The organism is Gilvimarinus agarilyticus (assembly GCF_000832015.1).
Classification (GTDB): Bacteria; Pseudomonadota; Gammaproteobacteria; order Pseudomonadales; family Cellvibrionaceae; genus Gilvimarinus; species Gilvimarinus agarilyticus.
Genome location: NZ_JXCJ01000001.1, coordinates 1,257,038 through 1,276,890 on the forward strand (window position 1 = coordinate 1,257,038; position 19,853 = coordinate 1,276,890).

13 protein-coding genes (1 of these 13 cut by a window edge) are annotated in these 19,853 nt (G+C 54.3%); 8 read left to right on the forward strand and 5 right to left on the reverse strand.

Annotation, left to right across the window (positions count from 1 at the left end):
• The first annotated feature begins 48 nt into the window (after positions 1-48).
• The 3 genes from SD69_RS05495 (at position 49) to SD69_RS05505 (ending at position 6,813) form a co-directional block, all read left to right on the forward strand.
• A complete protein-coding gene (locus tag SD69_RS05495; protein WP_084591492.1) occupies positions 49-2,838 on the forward strand; it encodes a TonB-dependent receptor in 2,790 nt (929 codons plus the stop codon).
• Between the two features lie 80 nt (positions 2,839-2,918).
• On the forward strand, positions 2,919-4,808 hold the full coding sequence (locus tag SD69_RS05500; protein WP_052480914.1) for a phytase: 1,890 nt from the start codon (positions 2,919-2,921) through the stop codon (positions 4,806-4,808).
• The gene (locus SD69_RS05505; protein WP_232301154.1) at positions 4,801-6,813 is read left to right on the forward strand and encodes a PhoX family protein; all 2,013 of its coding nucleotides are present in this window, start codon (positions 4,801-4,803) and stop codon (positions 6,811-6,813) included. Before SD69_RS05500 ends, SD69_RS05505 begins: the two co-directional genes overlap by 8 nt.
• A 19-nt stretch (positions 6,814-6,832) precedes the next feature.
• Here the strand turns inward: SD69_RS05505 and SD69_RS05510 are convergent, their stop codons facing one another.
• The 3 genes from SD69_RS05510 to SD69_RS05520 all read right to left on the reverse strand — a co-directional run bounded on the left by SD69_RS05510 (position 6,833) and on the right by SD69_RS05520 (position 11,098).
• On the reverse strand, positions 6,833-9,226 hold the full coding sequence (locus tag SD69_RS05510; RefSeq protein WP_041522419.1) for an efflux RND transporter permease subunit: 2,394 nt from the start codon (positions 9,224-9,226) through the stop codon (positions 6,833-6,835).
• Positions 9,219-10,103, reverse strand: coding sequence for an MlaA family lipoprotein (locus SD69_RS05515; RefSeq protein WP_052480915.1), 885 nt, complete (start codon positions 10,101-10,103; stop codon positions 9,219-9,221). Before SD69_RS05515 ends, SD69_RS05510 begins: the two co-directional genes overlap by 8 nt.
• Positions 10,104-10,411: 308 nt before the next feature.
• A complete protein-coding gene (locus SD69_RS05520) occupies positions 10,412-11,098 on the reverse strand; it encodes an OmpA family protein (RefSeq protein WP_052480916.1) in 687 nt (228 codons plus the stop codon).
• A gap of 318 nt (positions 11,099-11,416) precedes the next feature.
• On the opposite strand from SD69_RS05520, the gene clpB reads away from it, so the two are divergent.
• Positions 11,417-14,065 carry an ATP-dependent chaperone ClpB gene (gene clpB, locus SD69_RS05525; protein ID WP_041522420.1) on the forward strand — a complete coding sequence of 883 codons (2,649 nt, stop codon included), beginning with the start codon at positions 11,417-11,419 and terminating at the stop codon, positions 14,063-14,065.
• Between the two features lie 75 nt (positions 14,066-14,140).
• Here clpB and SD69_RS05530 read toward each other — a convergent pair whose 3' ends face one another.
• A complete protein-coding gene (locus SD69_RS05530; RefSeq protein ID WP_041522421.1) occupies positions 14,141-14,572 on the reverse strand; it encodes a DUF4124 domain-containing protein in 432 nt (143 codons plus the stop codon).
• Between the two features lie 445 nt (positions 14,573-15,017).
• Between SD69_RS05530 and SD69_RS05535 the strand changes: the two genes are divergently transcribed.
• Together SD69_RS05535 and ilvN are read left to right on the forward strand one after the other, a co-directional pair.
• Entirely contained in the window at positions 15,018-16,751 is a 1,734-nt protein-coding gene (locus SD69_RS05535) for an acetolactate synthase 3 large subunit (RefSeq protein WP_041522422.1), read from the forward strand.
• Between the two features lies 1 nt (position 16,752).
• Positions 16,753-17,244 (forward strand): acetolactate synthase small subunit, encoded by a 492-nt coding sequence (gene ilvN / locus SD69_RS05540; RefSeq protein WP_041522423.1) that lies wholly within the window; start codon positions 16,753-16,755, stop codon positions 17,242-17,244.
• A 45-nt stretch (positions 17,245-17,289) separates the two neighbouring features.
• On the opposite strand, the gene ilvY is transcribed toward ilvN, so the two are convergent.
• Entirely contained in the window at positions 17,290-18,156 is an 867-nt protein-coding gene (gene ilvY, locus SD69_RS05545) for an HTH-type transcriptional activator IlvY (RefSeq protein WP_041522424.1), read from the reverse strand.
• A gap of 121 nt (positions 18,157-18,277) precedes the next feature.
• Between ilvY and ilvC the strand changes: the two genes are divergently transcribed.
• Together ilvC and pssA are read left to right on the forward strand one after the other, a co-directional pair.
• On the forward strand, positions 18,278-19,294 hold the full coding sequence (gene ilvC / locus SD69_RS05550) for a ketol-acid reductoisomerase (RefSeq protein ID WP_041522425.1): 1,017 nt from the start codon (positions 18,278-18,280) through the stop codon (positions 19,292-19,294).
• A gap of 112 nt (positions 19,295-19,406) precedes the next feature.
• Positions 19,407-19,853, forward strand: partial view of a CDP-diacylglycerol--serine O-phosphatidyltransferase gene (pssA, locus tag SD69_RS05555; protein WP_084591493.1) — the beginning only. Its footprint extends 453 nt past the window's final position; 447 of the gene's 900 nt are visible here — the first part of the coding sequence; its start codon is at positions 19,407-19,409; its stop codon lies off the right edge, out of view.

The window sequence follows — 19,853 nt, forward strand, 5'->3', positions numbered from 1 at the left end:
GTTCAAACAAAGCGCGCCAACTAACGATTATCATCACAGGAGAGGGTTGTGACTCAGATTTATAAAAACCGTCGGACATCCAGTATCACAAAACAGTGGTCACGCAATATCTTAGCTTGCGCGGTAGGCGCTTTAGCGGCAGGTAACGCTTTTGCCGATGGGCGCATCAGTGGGCAACTTACCGCCGAAATAAGCGGTATGCCTTTGCAGGGTAGCCGGGTGAAAATTGAAGAGCTCAACCAAACGGCTGTCACGGCCCGCGATGGTCGCTTTGTGATGTCTGGTGTTAAGCCTGGCTCATACACATTGAGCGTGAGCTACTTGGGCGTCGAAACCATGACCCGCGAGATTACGGTCACCGACAACCAAACGACGGTTGCCAATTTTAAAATATCGCCCGAGCGCCCAGAGCAGGAATATGTGATTGTGTTGGGGCAAGCGGGTAGTTTAAATAAGGCGCTGAACCGTCAGCGCTCGGCCGATAATGTGGTCAGTGCGGTGTCGGCCGATGCCATCGGCCAGCTGCCAGACACCAATGTGTCGGAAGCCTTACAGCGTTTGCCGGGTTTGTCGATCGAGCGCGATCAGGGCGAAGGCCGATATGTTCGGGTTCGCGGTTTAGGGCCCGACTACAATGCAGTGACCATTAATGGCGTAAGCTTGCCGTCGCCAGACAGCGGACGACGCGCCGTGGCGCTGGATGTGATTCCCTCGGACTTGCTTGAAGGTTTAGTGGTAACCAAAACCCTAACCCCGGATATGGATGCCAATGCTCTGGGTGGCAGTATTGACATTCAAAGTCTGTCGGCTTTTGATCGCGACGGAAATTTCTATTCATTTACGGCTGAGGGCAGCTACAACGAGCTGACCGATAACACCAGCCCCAAGCTGGCACTGACTGCCTCTGACCAGTTCAGCATTGGCAGCGGAACGGATAACTTAGGGATTGCCGCGGGCGTGAGTTGGTACGACCGCCAGTTTGGCTCAGACAACGTAGAGACCGGTGGCGCCTGGGATTTTGACGATGGCGCCGCTTTGCTGGAAGAAATCGAGCAGCGCGATTACACCATCGAGCGCGAGCGCTCGGGCATGACTTTTAACGTCGATTATAAGCTGTCGGAAAACACCGACCTCTACTGGCGTAATCTGTACAGTAAGTACACCGACTCCGAGCAGCGCTTGTCCAATATAGTCGAGTTTGAAGATGCTGTTGGTGCCGGTGATGTAACCAACGCCGAAGTGGCGCGCGAGCTAAAAGATCGCTCAGAGACGCAAGAGATACTCTCAAGCTCACTCGGCGGGAGTACCCGTGTTGACAGCTGGACCTTTGATTATCGCGTGGCACTGTCTGAATCCGGCGAAGACGAGCCGCAACATTTGGGCGGCGCGGCCTTTGCCAGCATCGATGATATTGAAGGCGTATCCTTCAGCGACACGACAGCTCCAAATTTGAACACGCCAGCGTCATTTTCGGATGCCAACAACTTTGAGCTAGATGAAGTCGAGTTGGCGCAGTCGAACACCAATGACACAGATACCAGCTGGCAGTTTGACGTCACTAAAGATTTCTTTATTGGCGCGAGCTCGGCGATGGTTAAGTTTGGCGGTAAGTACAGCGATCGCGATAAAGACAGCGATGTTGAGATCTGGGTGTACGAAGATTTAGATGAGTATGGCTTTAGCGATGAAGCGCTGTCCATGAACTCCTACGCCGCATCAAACCCGGATTACACTTTGGGTAATTTTGGGCCGGGGATTAACTCTGCCGCTGTTGCCGATGCGGTTTCGGGTCTGGATCAGGCAGAGTTTTACTCTGAAGAAGATTCCCGGATTGAAGACTTTGATGTGTCGGAGCAAGTCTCGGCCGCTTACCTGATGGGGCGTATCGACTTGGGCGACTTGCGCTTGTTGGCTGGTGTACGTTACGAGGATACCGACTTTAGTGCGCAGGGTACGCGCTACGACGGAGACAACTTCGAGGACAACAATGCCGACAATCAATATGACCACCTGCTGCCGTCGTTGCATGCGCGCTATGCATTAGGAGACAACACCCAGCTGCGGGCCTCCTGGACCAATACCCTGGTGCGCCCTACGTTTGATCAGCTGGCGCCGTTTTTTGTTATCGATGACGAAGAGGCCGAGTTTGGTAACCCAGAGCTTGAGCCACTGGAGTCGAGCAACATTGATGTAGGTATTGAGCATTACATGGGCTTGGCTGGCGTGGTTTCTGCGTTTGCGTATTACAAAGACATCGATAACTTTATTTATCAAACGGACTTGGCCGGCACGCCGATGTACGCCGATTATGACGAGGCCATTACCTACGCCAACGGCGATTCGGCCGAGATCTACGGTGTTGAACTGGCGTTCTCCAAGCAGTTTACTTCACTGCCTGCGCCTTTTAACGGTTTGCTGTTATCGGCCAATGCGACCTTTTCGGATTCGGATGCCACGCTGGCTTATTATGATGAAGACGCCGGCGGTGTTGTCTCGCGCGATAGTGCTATGCCCAGTCAATCTGACACTACCGGTAACCTTTCTATCGGGTACGATGCCAGCCGCTTTAGCATGCGCTTAGCGGCCAACTATAAATCTGAATATTTGTTAGAAGTTCAGGATGTGAGCGATGCGGTGCAAGACGTGTACGTCGATGAGCAAACGCAACTGGATTTCTCGGCGCGTTATTATTTAACCGAGGGTATGCAACTGTACTTCGAGGCGGCTAATTTAACCGATGAGCCTTACTACGCCTACGTCAATGAGGCGTCCTATAACGCCCAGTACGAAACCTACGGCTTGACCTATAAGTTGGGTTTGACCATTACCAACTTCTAATACGCGGTAAATAGCAACCGGGCGTCTAAAAAATCATGTAGGGCGGCCGGTGTCGCGAATAAAAACGACAGGACTTAACCATGAAACTAGTTCGAATTTTTTGCGTGTTACTGGCCTCGGCCAGTATCAACGCCTGTGCCACCACAGATCAGTTGCCGGGCAGTGTCTCGGCGGCGGCTTTAGCACCTTTAAGCAAAAATCAATACCTGTTGCTGGATAATGCCGGCACCCTAAACTGGTACGCCGCCGATGCCAGCCCTAAGCCTCTGGATGTTACCCAGGCTGAGTCGCTGGATGTAATGGCGACCGACAGTGCAGTGTACGCCGCCACGTTTGTAGGCGATGAGTATCGACCAACACTGCTGCGGGTGGAGTCCAAAACACAGTCAGTCGTCGTGGCCGCGCAAGCCGCCGCACCGGAATTTTTACCCGAAGCGCTGTGCCTTGACCAAAACAATGATGGTCATGTTTCGATATTTGTGGTGGACGAGCGCGGTGGTGCCGAGCAGTGGTTGATGGCTGATCGTAGCGGTCCGATTGATCCGGTTAAGGTGCGCACGTTGGCGATCGCTCCCAATGTAACCAGTTGTGCGAGCGATAATGCCGGTAGCGTGTACGCCACCGAAGAGGGGGTGGGTATTTGGCAATACCCGGCCGACCCGGAGTTGCCCGCCGGCCGCCGGGCGGTGGATATGGCAGTACCTTTTGGCGCATTGGCCGGCGCCAGTGAAACCATAGCCGTAGTGGGTCGCTCGGTGTTGGCCGTTAGTGTCGATAGCCAAGAGCTGATTATTTATACCAAGACAGACGATGGTTTTAAAGGGAAGGTGTTGGGTCAGTTTGAAAGCCTTGGTGAGTTAGAGGGGCTGCGCGCCTGGTACTCGAGCAGCGATAATAAATTGCACACGTTAGTGCGCGACGACGACAGTGGTTTAATTCACCGTAACCATTGGGCGTTACCGCAAGGCTTTGACAGCAAACAGTTGCAGGCCGTTGTGCCAACCAGCTTGCCGAGCGTTATGGCGACTTTGCAAACAGAGCCTGTGGCGCGCTTTGGTGATGCCGCTGATGACCCGGCCATTTGGGTAAACCCAAACGAGCCCGCCGCGAGCCGTATTATTGGTACCGATAAAAAGCACGGCCTACTGTCTTACGATATGAACGGCAAGCAAATGCAGCTGTTGCCGACGGGCCGGTTAAACAATGTCGATTTGCGTTACGGCTTTAACTGGGGCAGTAGCACCGGCGATATCGCTGTGGCCAGTCAGCGTGACCACAACTCGCTCTCGGTTTATCACATTGATGCCGCAACCGGTGAGCTCACTCATCGCGCCGAGGTTTCCACCGGTTTAGACGAAATCTATGGCTTGTGTATGTACCAAGACGCCGATGACTTCTACGCCATTGCCAACGGCAAAAGCGGGCGCTTTGAGCAGTTCCTGTTAGCGGTTAATGATGGCAAGGTAACTGGTAAAAAAGTGCGCGAGTTTAGCGTTGACACGCAACCAGAAGGTTGTGTGGCCGATGATGTCCGAGGCCAGTTGTTTGTCGGTGAAGAAGATGTCGGCATCTGGGCGTTATCGGCCAAAGCCGATGCCGCCGCAAACCTAGAGCCGGTAAAAATGATCGACGCCGAGTTGGCCGACGACGTTGAAGGTTTAGCGCTTTACCCTGCCAGCAACAGCCGCTATCTGATCGTCTCCAGTCAGGGGGACAATACCTATCTGGTGCTGGAAAGCCAGGCACCTTACCGCACGCTGGGTAAATTTCGCGTTGGCGCAAATACCGCTGCCGGTATCGATGGCGTATCCGAGACCGATGGTCTGGAAGTGACGCATCGCTCTCTCGGGCAGGGATTCGAGTCGGGCGCTTTTGTGGCGCAAGATGGTCACAATGTGATGCCCGAACAGCCGCAAAATTTTAAAGCGGTAAGTTGGCAGGCGATTGCCGAGGAGCTGGGCCTTGAGTAAACGGTTCTTCTTAAAAAATGGCAACAGCTTGCAGGCGGATTTGACCGCTCAAGGTGTTGCCGATATCGATGACATCGCGGTCAACCCCGCAGATAACGAGTCTCTTTGGGCGCTCACCTGCAGCCGGCGCAAGCTGGCTACAGGCTCAATGTCGCTTTGCCTGGCGAGTCTCGCCGGGCCTTTTTCGTTAAGTGGCTGCGCCAATACCAGCGGCCGTAACATCTTTAACGATACTCTGCGGCCGGATATTGGGTTTACTCCGGTGCCAGCCGCGATAGGCGCCAGTGTCGATACAGTGACGGTGCCACAGGGCTACACAGCGCGCGCGTTTTACAGCTGGGGGGACGCGGTTTTAGAGGGCTCGCCTGCTTGGCAGCAAGACGCCAGTAACAGTGCGGCCGATCAAATTCTGCAAGCTGGTCAAAACCACGATGGTATGCATTTTTTTCCTTTCTCGGATGCACCCAACGAGCACGGGCTGCTGGTCATTAACCACGAGTACAGTAACGATACTCTGCACCCGAGTGGCCCTACGGTTACTACCGCCGCCGACGGCAGCAAGCAACGCCCCGCGCAAGAAGTTGCTAAAGAGCAGGCCGCTCACGGCGTTAGTGTGATTGAGATAAAGCGCAGTGACGGACAGTGGCAACAGGTGTTGCCCTCTCGCTATAACCGCCGGTTGAGCGCGAATACGCCAATGGATATTAGTGGGCCAGCGGCGGCTACCGACGCGATGAAAACCGCGCAAGACCCTACCGGAACCCGGGTGCTGGGCACGTTAAACAATTGCTCTATGGGGGTGACTCCCTGGGGCACCTACTTAACCTGTGAAGAAAACTGGAAGAACTATTTTGTAAACGGCGACCAGGAGGATTGGAAGAAGCGCCCCAGTCATCAGCGTTATGGGATTGCCGCCGGCGCTCACAGCCACAAGTATTACTGGGAGTCGGTCGATGAGCGTTTTGATGCGACTTTTAAACCCGGCTTGCCTTACGGAGGTTTTGTTAACGAGCCCAACCGGTTTGGCTGGGTGGTCGAGTTTGACCCCTTCGACCCCAGTGCAACCCCCGTTAAGCGTACCGCGTTGGGCCGCTTGGTGCGCGAAGGTTGCACCTGTGTCCAGGCCACTGACGGCAGCTTAGCGTTTTATTCGGGTGACGATACCCGTGGCGAGTATGTTTATAAATTTGTTCCCGATGGTAAGTACGACCCGAGCAACCCCAGCGCTAACCGCCGCCTTTTAGATTCAGGCACCGTTTATTGCGCGGTTTATCACGCTGACGGTAGCGGCGAGTGGCGTGCACTCGTGCAGGGGCAAAACGGTTTAACGGCGCAGCGCGGTTTTCATACTCAGGCGGATGTGTTGATTAACCTGCGCGGCGCGGCGGATGTGGTGGGTGCGACCCCAATGGATAGGCCCGAGTGGGTCGCTGTGCACCCGCAATCGACTGACGGCTACGTTGCCCTTACCAACAACGACGAGCGCGGCAGTACAGAGCGCCAGGCGGTGGATGCTGCCAACCCCCGCGCCGATAATCACCACGGGCAAATTTTGCGCTGGCGCGAGCATGGTCAGCATCCAGCCTCGTTGACTTTCGAGTGGGAGTTGTTTTTGTTGGCCGGCCCAACCCTCAGTGCACCTGATGCTAAAAATCAGATAGTGCCGCTTGAGGGCGACCGCTTTTCATGCCCCGATGGTTTGTGGTTTGACCGTGATGGGCGCCTGTGGATTGGCACCGATTACGACGAGCTGGAGGAGCCCTATTTGGGGCAGGGCATGAATCAACTGCTATGTGCCGACCCGGTTACCCGGCAGGTGCGTCGCTTTATGACCGGCCCGGTGGGCAGTGAGATAACCGGGCTGACTGGCACACCTGATGGCACTACCTTGTGGTTTAACGTGCAGCATCCGGGGCTTAGTTATCCCGCATCAGACGGTAAAAGCCGGCCACGCTCGACCACTGTGGTCGTCACCAAAAACGATGGCGGCGTGATCGGTACGTGACCCGATGGGCCTGAGTTGCTTAAGCGCTTTTAATAAAGCGCTTAAGCAACACCGGTAATAGCGTTAAGTCTGTGAGTAATGCGATGACCATGGCCAGGCTGGTAAGCAAGCCAAACTGTACGCTGGGTACAAAGTCGGAAAACACCAATAATAAAAAACCTAAGGTGATAATGGTGGTGGTGTACAGCAGCGCGCAGCCCACGCTCAGGTGGCTGCGCTCCAGCGCGTGGGCGCCATCGCCCTCAGCCAGTTCTTCGCGGTAGCGGTGGATGTAATGTATCGTGTCATCTACCGCAATGCCCATGGCGATTGAGGCGATCGTGATCGTCATTAAATCCAACGGTATTGCCATCCAGCCCATAAAGCCCAACACCGCCACCGTGGTAAGTACGTTGGGTGTAATGCCAATTAAGGCAATTTTAAACGAGCGAAACAGCACCCAAAACGCCAACAGTAATAGTACATAGACAATGCCCAGCGCCAAGATCTGCGAGCGAAACAGCTTATCTAAAATATTTTGGTACAACACAAATAAGTCGGTCAGAAGGTATCGGTCTTCGGGGATTTCGAGTTTTTCCATGTCGGCACGAATGCCGGCGAGTAAATCGGCGCGGTTGAGCCCCTCGGTGGTGTCCTGAATGCGGGTGCTGATACGCACCTGTCGCTCATCGGCGTTAAAGTAAGAGCCCAGTAAGTCGTTTTTTAATCTCTCGTCCATGCTCCAGTAAACCGCGTTAAGTTCGTACTCGGTCAGTGGCTTGCCATCGTTAATTTGTTGCGCCAGCTCGGTAAAGTTAACCACCGAGAGTGTGTCACCTACGCCCTTGTGGTTTTCGAGGGCGGTTTGCATTAACTGCATGGTTTGAATGTCGCGGGCTGTGAACTCTAAATCGGTATCTCCGGATTGTTCAGGTAGCGTATAAATCAACTGCAGTGGGGTCGAGCCGCCAAACTCCTGGTCGATAAAGCTAAGCTCCTGGTGGACTTTGGTGGAGTCACGAAAATAATTGATGAAACTGTTTTCGACGCTTAGAAAAAACAAGCCGGACCCGCCAAACATTAACACGACTAAGCTTGCCACCACGGGCCAGCGAGGGTGTTTTTGAATCCAGTTGGCGTTGGCTGTTAGCAACTTGCTGGCCCAGCGTGATTTTTTGCCGGCCGTTTCGCGTTTTAGCAGCGCCAAAATCGAGGGGAACAGTAATAAGCTCACAGCAATAGATAGTGCCATGGCGATAATCATCATCCAGCCAAAGCTAATAACCGGCTGGATGTCGGTAAAAACCAATGAAGCAAAGCCAATAGAGGTGGTGATGCCGGCGTAAAAGCACGGCTGAACTTTACGGGCAAAGGTTTCAATGATGAGTTGTTTTTGCTCCCAGTCGGGGTTGGCGTTGCTGTATTCGCGGTATTGCACAATTAAATGCACCACAATCGCCAGGGTTAAAATTAGCTGCAAAGCAATAAAATTAGAGGAGATAACCGTCGCCTTAAGCCCCAGCAAGCCGAACAAACCCACGGTGCACACCACACTGCTGACACAGCACACTACCGGGATCGCCACCCAGCGGATTTTGCCAAACACAACAAAAAGCACCAGGCAAATCATTGCGGCAATGGCGCCGCCAAAAATGGTTAAGTCACTTTTGATGATGTTAATTAACTGATAACCCAGCACGTGTGCGCCACCCAGGTACAGCTCGGCGTCCGCTTCAAACGGCTTTATCAGTTCACGTATGTGCGCAATCTCACTGTTGCGCTGGCGGGTTAGCTCGCGCGCCAGAGGTTCTGCCTCGGCCTGTAGTTGCTCAAGTTGCCGTTGGTCTTGCTCGCTTAGCTCGCCATTTAGTGCCTGCTCCTGCAGGGCGGTAATCTCGCTGTCGATCTTTTTCAGCTTGGTGTTGGGCTTAAAGAGTACCTGCAGCGCGGTAGCGGTTTGCGGTTGGTTGATCACCAAATCTTCGTAGATGGGATGATCTTTAAAAAGCTGCTTTAGCTCATCGGCAGGAAAGTCGTTTTGTTCGATGGTCCATTTTTGCGTGGCGTTATCGGCGCTTAAACCGCCGTCGGCCAGGCTTAGCAGGGGGACGTTAAGTATCGAGCGCACCGAGTCTACCCGCTTTATTTGGCTCAATTGTTTGCTCAGCGAGCCAATGTCATCAAAGGTGCGTTCACTTATCACGTCGTGGTTTTTGGGCTTGTAGGCAATCAGCAAAAACTCTTGAGGTGAGAAGCGCTCGTTCATGACTTGCGTTTGCAAATAGAGCTTATTGCCCTTGGTTAGCAAGGTGTCGGCCGAGGCGTCTATTTTAAAATTGAGGGCCTGATAGCCAAGCACCGCCGTGATCATTACGAATACCAGCAGCACCAGCTTATGGCGCTCGACTAAAAACTGCGCGATGCGCTTATTCATAATCGGCGTCCCTCATAATGCTTTGCAAGTACAGGTTACGGAACAGAATGTAGGGATCATCGCTTTTGTCGTACAGCGCTTTGTAGCGCTCGGCATCGCTGGCGTAATCTTGTAAATAGTCGACGGAGCGCACCGCAAAACGCTCGGGCTCGTCCAGTAAATAGTTAATGGGGTTTAAAAAGTAATCGGTGATGGCCGAGGCACCGTCTCGTAAGTCGGAAGGGCCCAGAAGAGGTAGCACAATGTACATGCCGTAGTCGGCGCCCCAGGCGATCAGGGTGTCATCAAAGTGAGCCTCGGCGCGCTCCAGGCCAAACCAGGCTTCGGCCGGATCAAACAATCCGGCAATACCTAAGGTAGAGTTAATTAGAAAGCGCGCCAGATTGCGGCAGGCGAGCTTGCCCTCGAGTTGCAGAGCGTTGTTTACCAGATAAATGGGAGACTTTAAGTTGTAGAAAAAGTTGGTCACGCTGTTGCGTACGGGTAATGGCAATACTTTTACGTAGCCATTAGCAAGCGGGATAAGAACATAGCGATACGAGAAGTCGTTAAACGCGAATATAGCCCGGTTAACACTGATAAGAGGGTCGTTATAGTCCGTGTAAGACACCACAGTGGGCTTTACGTCGGGAATCCCCTCCGGCGCATCGATCACCTTGCCGCCGCCGGCCGCTTCGCGGGTCAAGCCAGAGCCGCCTTGCTCTGGGGCTTGTTCGCTGGTGGCGCTTTCATAAGGCACGTAAGTCCGGCCGATATCATTGGCTGGCTGCGGCTGGTTAGAGCAGCCGCTCACTAGCGCGAGTAAGATGCTGGTGCTTAGCCATAACGGCCAGCGAGTTAGGTGTCGGCGCAGGGCAGGCTGTCTTGAAGTGCTCATAGTGGTATCTCGCGCGGGTCAATCCGTATTTGGTTTTATCGTTGCGCCGGCTGTCAGCGAATTGATCAATGTCTTAGCCCGGCTCCCTTAGTCAAGAAGGTATAGCAAACCCTATGCCACGGCCAGCGTGACGTCACGGCGGGTTTTATAAGGCGATAGTGCGGCGCGGAGCTGCGAATGCTGGCGCTAAATACATTTATTTGTAAATTCTACGATGGCGGCGCGGTAGGACAGACGGGGGGATACAAAAAAAGGGCGGCGGGTACCGCCCAAGAGGGAGTCTAGAGCAAAGGATGCCCGAACGGCATCTAGTGCGCGAGTGCTAACGCTTTTTGCCCGGCGGGGTTGATGATCTGGATGTCCACCCGGCGCTCCAGAGCATAGGTTTCCGTGTCGCCGGGGGTTGCCTTAGTGGAGCTGGCGCCGTGCGCCATGATTTCTACCCGTTGCTCAGATACGCCGGCGGCAACCAGTGCCTCCAGCACGCTGCGCGCGCGATACTGCGACAGCACATTGTTGTACTCATCGGTGCCCCGCGGGTCGGCGTAGCCATCGAGTTGTATCGAGAGCTCGGGGTTTTCCACTAAAAATTTAGCCAAGGTATTTAACGCGCTGGTGTTTTGCGGGCTTAATTGATCTTCGCCGGTTTTAAACATCACTTGCAGCTCCAGCTGATCGAGCGTGATGGTTTCAAAATTGTCGATAGTGCTGTGTGCCGCCTGCAGCTGATGAGTCATATGCTTTAGCTCTTGCTGGGAGGCTAACCATTTTTGCTCCAGCGCGGCGGCCTCGGCGTTGTTTTCCATTTGTTCACTTACGTAAATGGTGCCGACAAAGGCGGCGAGTAATCCCGCTGGCCCGCCGATCAGTGCGCCGGCCAATAAGCCGCCGGTAGCGACGCCGGCTTGTTTGGTCTCAAGGCTAACGGCCTGGGTGTCGAGCGAGGTAACGGTGGTAGTGGCAACGATGGCGCTGGCGAGAAGTGCTTTTTTCATAGTGCTGCTCCTGATAGAGGTTGTGTGCTTGCTTCAGGCGTTATTACACAAAACAAACCGGGCAGAGCTGTGATGCAATTAAGGCAGCCTGGCGCTCAATTGTGATCAAATGTGGCAGCGCTACTGGCGATACGGCGAATCTTGATTAGGCTTAGCAGGGGGCTGGGTAAGGGGTTAAATTGCGTGAATTGGTTTGCCGCGTACCTTGATATAGCGCGCGGCGCCCTTATTAAATAACCACGAAGCTTTTGTGGGTTTTAGAGTTTGTTTGGCGCCGCKCCTGTGCTGGGCTCGGTATGGCAATGCGAGGAATGATCAATGCGAATAGATCGACTAACCAATCAATTGCAGCTGGCCCTGTCGGATGCGCAGTCGCTGGCCGTTGGCCGGGACCACAGCCAGCTGGAGCCGGTGCACTTGCTGTTGGCTTTGCTTGATCAGCAAGGCAGCACGGTGCAACCGTTATTAACCCAGGCGGGATTTGACGTAAAAGGCCTGCGCAACGAGTTAAACAAAACCCTCGATCGTCAGGCTCGGGTGCAAGACCCATCGGGTGACGTGCGTATGTCGCCCGAGCTTGGCCGGCTGTTAAATTTGGCCGATCGCTACGCGCAAAAAGCCGGCGATAAATTTGTCTCTAGCGAGTCGTTGCTGCTGGCAACCATGAAGGACAAAGACTCCGAGTTAGGTAAACAGCTGGCGCAGTTTGGTAACACCGAACGTCTGGCGCAAGCGGTAGAAGCGGTGCGTGGCGGCGAGACAGTGGACGACGCCGATGCCGAGGGCAACCGCCAGGCGCTGGATAAGTACACGTTGGATTTAACCGCGCGTGCCGAGGCGGGCAAACTCGACCCGGTGATTGGCCGGGACGATGAAATCCGCCGCACCATTCAGGTGTTGCAGCGGCGCACAAAAAACAACCCAGTACTCATTGGCGAACCGGGTGTAGGTAAAACGGCTATCGTCGAAGGGCTGGCTCAGCGCATTGTGAATGGCGAGGTACCCGAGGGGCTGAAAAACAAGCGTTTACTGTCACTCGACTTGGGCGCCCTGCTGGCCGGCGCTAAGTTTCGCGGCGACTTTGAAGAGCGGTTAAAAGCGGTAATGAACGAGCTGGGCAAGCAAGAAGGCCGGGTGATTCTGTTTATCGATGAGTTGCACACCATGGTGGGAGCCGGTAAATCCGAAGGTTCTATGGACGCGGGCAACATGCTCAAGCCTGCTCTTGCCCGAGGTGAGCTGCACTGCGTGGGCGCCACCACGCTGGATGAGTACCGAAAATTTATCGAGAAGGACGCCGCGCTTGAGCGCCGCTTTCAGAAGGTACTGGTGGATGAGCCCTCTGAGGCGGACACCATAGCGATACTGCGCGGTTTAAAAGAGCGCTACGAAGTGCACCACGGTGTCGACATTACCGACTCGGCGATTATTGCGGCGGCTAAGCTGTCCCAGCGCTATATTACCGACCGGCAGTTGCCCGATAAAGCCATCGATTTAATCGATGAGGCGGCCAGCCGCATTCGTATGGAGATTGACTCTAAGCCGGAAGAGATGGATCGCTTAGAGCGCCGTCTGATTCAGCTTAAAATCGAGCGCGAAGCGGTGAAAAAAGACGACGATGAAGCCAGTCGCAAGCGCCTGGCAAAAATTGAAGCCGACATCGACCAGCTGGAGCGTCATTACGCCGAGCTAGAAGAGATTTGGCGCAGCGAGAAAGCCGCCTTGCACGGCTCGCAAGAGATTAAAAGCAACCTCGAGCAGGCGCGTCTGGATTTAGAGGCCGCGCGCCGGGCCGGTGATTTAGGCCGCATGTCTGAGCTGCAATACGGCATTATCCCCGAGTTGGAAAAACAACTGGATATGGCCAGCCAGGTCGACATGATGGAGATGACCCTGCTGCGCAACCGCGTCGGGGATGAAGAGATTGCCGAGGTGGTCAGCAAGTGGACCGGTATCCCCGTGAGCAAAATGCTCGAGGGTGAGCGCGAAAAGCTGTTAAAAATGGAGCAGGCGCTGCACCAGCGGGTGATTGGTCAGGAGGAAGCCGTGGTGGCGGTATCTAATGCCGTGCGCCGCTCGCGGGCGGGGCTATCGGATGCCAACCGGCCCAACGGCTCGTTTTTGTTTTTGGGCCCTACCGGTGTGGGTAAAACCGAACTGTGTAAAGCGCTGGCGACGTTTTTGTTTGATACCGAAGACGCGTTAGTACGCATCGATATGTCGGAGTTTATGGAGAAACATTCGGTCGCCCGCTTAATTGGGGCGCCTCCAGGCTACGTGGGCTATGAAGAGGGTGGTTATCTTACCGAGGCGGTGCGACGTAAGCCCTATTCGGTATTGCTGCTGGATGAAATTGAAAAAGCGCACCCGGATGTCTTTAACATTTTGCTGCAGGTGTTGGACGATGGCCGCCTCACTGATGGGCAGGGGCGTACGGTAGATTTTCGCAATACCGTGGTGGTAATGACCTCCAACTTAGGCTCCGATCGCATTCAGGATCTGGCCGAAGATAAATCCTTCGATACCGTTTCGTTCGATGCGACCGGCCAGCTGGCCGACTCGGTGGACAACGAAAACCGTTACGCGGCCATGAAGGCGGCCGTTATGGAGGTGGTGGGGCAGCACTTTCGGCCCGAGTTTATTAACAGGGTGGATGAGGCGGTGGTGTTCCATCCGCTGGGGCAGGCCCAAATACGTGGCATTGCCGATATTCAGGTAGGGCTGCTCGCCAAGCGCTTGGCCGATAAAGACCTGTCACTGGATTTAAGCGATGCGGTTATGGATAAGCTAGCCGAGGCCGGGTTTGACCCTGTGTACGGAGCGCGCCCCCTCAAAAGAGCGATTCAGCAGTCGATCGAAAACCCCTTGGCGCAGGAGATTTTGGCCGGTAAGTTTGCTCCGGGGGATGTGATACAGGCGGAGTTGGCTGGCGGTAACATCGTTTTCTCGGCGGCTAAGCCTCACTAAGCGGCCTTGTGTGTAAAGGTTGGCTATAAAAAAGCCCCGGTGTTACCGGGGCTTTTTGTGTGTGACGTTTATCCATTAGCAGGATTCGTCTACTGCCTCTTGCGCTTGCTCGATGCGCTCGGCTTTTTGCTCTTCGCTTAAATAGATAAAGCTGCCGTCGTCGGTTGGCTCGCGCACCCGTCCTCCGCGATTTAAAATCTCCAGGTTGCTCTGGGCTACTTTACAGCGCTCCGGGTCTTTATTGGCCTTGTCTTGTGTGGCCGTTTGCTGCTGCCTGGCGGCGGCCTGCTCATCGTCGCTGGCAAAATGGTCGTAGTTTACCGGCTCGCTATGGCCCGTTTTGGGCTGAATGGCGGTGCTTTGTTTGCCGCTGGGCGGCCGGGTACCAAAATGTACAACGCCTTCCTCGTCCGTCCACTTGTAAAACGTATCGGCAAAAACCTGAGTGCTGCCAAATGCACCCACCAGTGCCAGCAAGCCCAGTGTGCGACCGAAAATTTTGTACATAATGCCACCTTAAAGTGCGTTGTTATCCCGTCCACTATACCGCTTATTGCCGGTTGGCGGAAAACTCCGTGTTGCAAAATGTGACTGAGTCGGTCGCCCGCGGGATTTTTTGCTCGCGAATCGTTTATAAGAGCCCCCTAAATACTTGACAAAAATGGTCAAGTTGGGAGAATAGCGAGTTCGCTAGATGGCCCGTAAGCTCTGCCGACAACCTCGGTGTTTCACGCTACGTCCAGCAGGTCACCCGCTTGTTGAACCATCCGCACCGCGTAGGCGCATCCACCGATGCCGCCTGCCCAAGAAACCGCCACCGCTACAAGCGCGTAACTTGGGGAATCTACTGAATTCTTTTATGGCTCCACTATCAGGCGCGGCCTTTCTGCCGTGGTCTTTGGTATAGTGGGCGCATTCTGTTGAGACCAGCTGTATTAAAAGGGGATACAACGTGGAAATGCTATCAGGCGGCGATATGCTCATTCGCTCGCTGCGGGACGAAGGGGTTAAATACCTGTTCGGCTACCCGGGCGGCGCAGCACTGCATATTTACGACGCCATTTTCCGGCAACAAGACGTTCAGCACATTTTAGTGCGCCACGAACAAGCCGCGACACACGCGGCCGACGCATACTCCCGCGCCACCGGCGAAGTGGGCACCGTACTGGTGACCTCGGGCCCGGGCGCGACCAACGCCATCACCGGTATTGCTACTGCCTATATGGATTCGATTCCGATGGTAGTGATCTCAGGCCAGGTCATGAGCCACCTGATTGGCGAAGATGCTTTCCAGGAAACCGACATGGTTGGGATATCGCGCCCGATCGTCAAGCACAGCTTTATGATTAAGCACCCGAGCGAAATTCCCGAGGTGGTTAAAAAAGCTTACTACATCGCCCGCTCTGGCCGCCCCGGTCCGGTGGTTATCGATGTGCCTAAAGACTTGACCAGCCCGTTTGAGACCTTCCCGTACGAGTATCCCGAGAAGGTTAAGATCCGCTCGTACACACCGGCCACGCGCGGCCATGCCGGGCAAATTAAAAAAGCCGCGCAATTGCTGCTTGAGGCCCGTCGCCCGGTGATTTATGCCGGCGGTGGGGTGGTGCAGGGCAATGGTTCAGAGTTATTAACCAACTTGGCTAAAAAGCTGAATTACCCGGTTACCAATACCCTGATGGGGCTTGGCGCCTATCCCGGCACCGACCCCCAGTTTTTGGGGATGCTGGGTATGCACGGCACCTACGAGGCCAATATGGCCATGCACCACGCCGACGTGATTTTTGCCGTGGGCGCGCGCTTTGACGACCGCGTGACCAACGCCGTTAAGCAGTTTTGCCCTAACGCTAAAATTATTCACGTGGATGTCGATCCGGCGTCTATCTCTAAAACGGTGACCGCCGATATCCCGATTGTGGGCTCGGTTGAGAGCGTGTTAAGTGAAATGCTGGCGCTGATCTTAGAGGGCGAAGAGAAGCCCGAGGAAGGCGCTATTGCCTCTTGGTGGACGCAGATCAACGAGTGGCGCGAGCGTCACGGTTTGTACACCGCCCCGCGTTACGACAACAGCGGCGAAAAAATCATGCCGCAAGACGTCATTAAAACCTTGCACGAAGTTACCGGCGGTGACGCTTACGTGACCTCGGACGTTGGTCAGCATCAGATGTTTACCGCGCAGTACTATCTGTTTGATAAGCCGCGCCGTTGGATTAACTCGGGTGGCCTGGGCACCATGGGTTTTGGTTTGCCAGCGGCTATGGGTGCACAAATGGCCGATCGCGACGCGGTGGTTGCCTGTGTGACCGGTGAAGGCAGTATCCAGATGTGTATTCAGGAGCTCTCTACCTGCACCCAGTACCACTTACCGATTAAGATTATTTGCCTAAATAACCAGGCGCTGGGCATGGTGCGTCAGTGGCAGGATATGCAGTACTCCAGCCGTTACTCGGAGAGTTTGTACGAGGACTCTTTGCCCGACTTTGTTAAGTTGGCTGAATCTTATGGTCACGTGGGCATTCGCGTGACCAAAAAAGAAGAGCTAAAGGCAAAAATGGAAGAGTGCTTTGCCATGAAGGACCGAGTGGTCTTTATGGATATCTCGGTAGACACCTCTGAGCATGTATACCCCATGCAGGTGGCCGGTGCGGCCATGCGCGACATGTGGTTAAGCAAGACGGAGCGCACATAACATGAGACGAATTATTTCTGTACTGATGGAAAACGCCCCCGGCTCGCTCTCTCGCGTGGTGGGTTTGTTTTCCCAGCGTGGTTACAACATCGAATCGCTCACGGTAGCACCAACCGAAGATGAAACCTTGTCTCGGTTGACACTTACCACCGTGGGTGACGACCATAAAATTGAGCAGATCACCAAGCACTTAAACAAGCTGATTGATGTGGTTAAGCTGGTAGATTTAACCGAGGGTGCTCATATTGAGCGCGAAGTGATGCTGATCAAGGTGAAGGCCGCCGGCGCCCAGCGCGCCGAGATCAAGCGCTGCGTCGATATCTTTCGGGGTCAAATCGTCGATGTAACCGCGAGCTTGTACATCATCCAAATCACCGGCACGAGCGATAAGCTCGACGCTTTCTTGCAGTCGGTGGGTGACGCCTCGATTCTCGAGGTGGTGCGCTCTGGCGTATCGGGCATCGCCCGTGGTGAAAAAGTTCTGAGCTTGTAACCTCCGCGCCGGCGAGCGGTAAGTTCGCCGGCGCGGCTCTCCTTTCTAGCTGTTTATTTGTGCCCACAGCGCCGCCACAATCGGGCTCTTTAAACGCTTTTCCAGCACGCAAATTCCTGTTTCAAAAGGCCCCATGTCCGGCTGATCGGGCAGTCGTTTTACCTGTTGTTGCAGTGGGCTATTGTCCAGCACAATCTGTGGCACCAAGCCTACCCCAAATCCTAAGCTCACCATACTCACAATCGCTTCGTTGCCCTTAACCTCTGCGTAAATATTGGGGGTGAGGTTTTCCTTTTGGCACCAGGCATTAAAGCGTTCCCGGGCCAGGCCGTCCTCCGAAATAATCATTGGCAAGTCGCGCCACTGGCTCGGTTTACCGCCAAGGTGTGTCTGATCGACCGGGCCGATAAACACCAGCGGCGAATGAGCGATGGGTTTAAAGTCGAGCCCGGCCGGCAAGCGCTCAGGGCGCGTGGCGATGGCAACATCTTCTAATCCGAGGGTAATGCGCTCGATCGCCTGAGCCGGGTCGCCGGTGTGCAATTTGATATTAATGCCGGGGTGGCGGGGGCGAAACTCGGTGAGAATATCGTACAAGAAGCTGTAGCTGGCGGTGACTGAGCAGTACAGACTCAGCTGGCCGCGCAGCTCATTGGCACCCGCCAATAATGACTCTTGAAAGGTTTCCCACTGCTGTAATGTTTCCCTGGCAAACTGCAAAAACTGCTGCCCTTGCTCGGTCAGAGCGACCGAGCGGTTATCGCGCAGCACCAGCTCGGTGCCCAGCTCCTCCTCCAGTTGCTTGAGATTGCGGCTAACGGTAGAGGGGCTGACATGGCAGGTGCTGGCAGCGCGCCCAAAGTGCCCGGCCGAGGCCAGGGCGGTAAATAGTTTCAGCTTGTGTATATCCATAGCAAAGTTCTGTTGCGTATTTTGCAATATAAAGTTGCGAATATATCATTTTACGTAACGCTGTGTATTGACTAAACTGCATGGGATTTTTCTACTCACCTATTTTCTACAGGAGTCTGCTATGCAGGTTTACTACGATAAAGACTGTGATCTGTCGATCATCCAGGGCAAAAAAGTTGCCATCATCGGTTACGGTTCACAGGGCCACGCCCACGCCTGTAACCTGAACGACTCTGGCGTTAACGTCACTGTTGGCTTGCGCAAAGGTTCTTCTTCGGTTGCTAAAGCTGAAGCTCACGGCTTAAAGGTAAGCGAAGTAGCCGAAGCCGTAGCTGGCGCTGAAGTGGTTATGCTGCTGACTCCTGACGAGTTTCAGGCGCAGCTGTATAAAGAAGAGATCGAGCCAAACCTAAAAGAGGGCGCTACTTTGGCCTTCGCCCACGGCTTTGCGATTCACTACAACCAAATCGTGCCACGCAAAGATCTGGATGTGATCATGGTTGCCCCTAAAGCACCTGGCCACACTGTACGTACCGAGTTCACCAAAGGTGGTGGTATCCCCGATCTAATCGCGATCTTCCAGGACGCCTCTGGCAAGGCCAAAGACGTTGCGTTGTCTTACGCTTCAGGCGTGGGCGGTGGCCGTACCGGTATCATCGAGACTACCTTTAAAGACGAAACCGAAACTGACCTGTTTGGTGAGCAAGCGGTTCTGTGTGGTGGCGCGGTAGAGCTGGTTAAAATGGGCTTTGAAACCCTGACCGAAGCGGGTTACGCGCCTGAGATGGCTTACTTCGAGTGTCTGCACGAGTTGAAGCTGATTGTTGACCTGATGTACGAAGGCGGCATCGCCAACATGAACTACTCCATCTCTAACAACGCTGAGTACGGCGAATACGTAACCGGCCCAGAGGTGATCAACGAAGAGTCTCGCGCGGCGATGCGTAATGCGCTTAAGCGTATCCAAAACGGCGAGTACGCCAAGATGTTTGTTGCTGAAGGTGCGCACAACTATCCGTCAATGACGGCCAATCGTCGCAACAACGCCGCTCACCCCATCGAGCAAGTGGGTGAAAAACTGCGTGCCATGATGCCTTGGATCCAAGCTAACAAGATCGTCGACAAGTCTAAAAACTAAGTCGCGCTCTGCTATGCCGGGAGCTATGCTCCTGACCGCAAACCCCTGCCTTGCGCAGGGGTTTGTCGTTTATGTGTTACGCTAATGTTTTCAGCCGGCGAGATGAGTTTGTATGAGTCAAGAATCGGAAAAGTCAGTTGACGAGCAAGAGGCCGATAGTCTGCTTCCGTTTGATGAGCATGTCGAGGAAGTTCAGGAGGGCGATAAGAAGGTGCGCCACCGCGGCGTATACTTGCTGCCCAACCTATTTACCACAGCGGCGCTATTTAGTGGCTTTTACGCCATTATCTCGGCCATGCACGGGCGATTTGAGGTGGCGGCTATCGCGATCTTTGTATCGATGGTGTTCGATGGCCTGGATGGGCGTGTTGCCCGAATGACCAATACCTCCAGCGCCTTTGGAGAGCAATACGACAGTCTGGCCGATATGGTGTCGTTTGGTGTGGCGCCAGCGCTTGTCATTTTTAACTGGGGGTTGGCTGACTTAGGTAAGGTTGGCTGGGCCGCCGCATTTGGTTTTACCGCTTGTGCGGCGCTGCGCTTGGCTCGATTTAATACC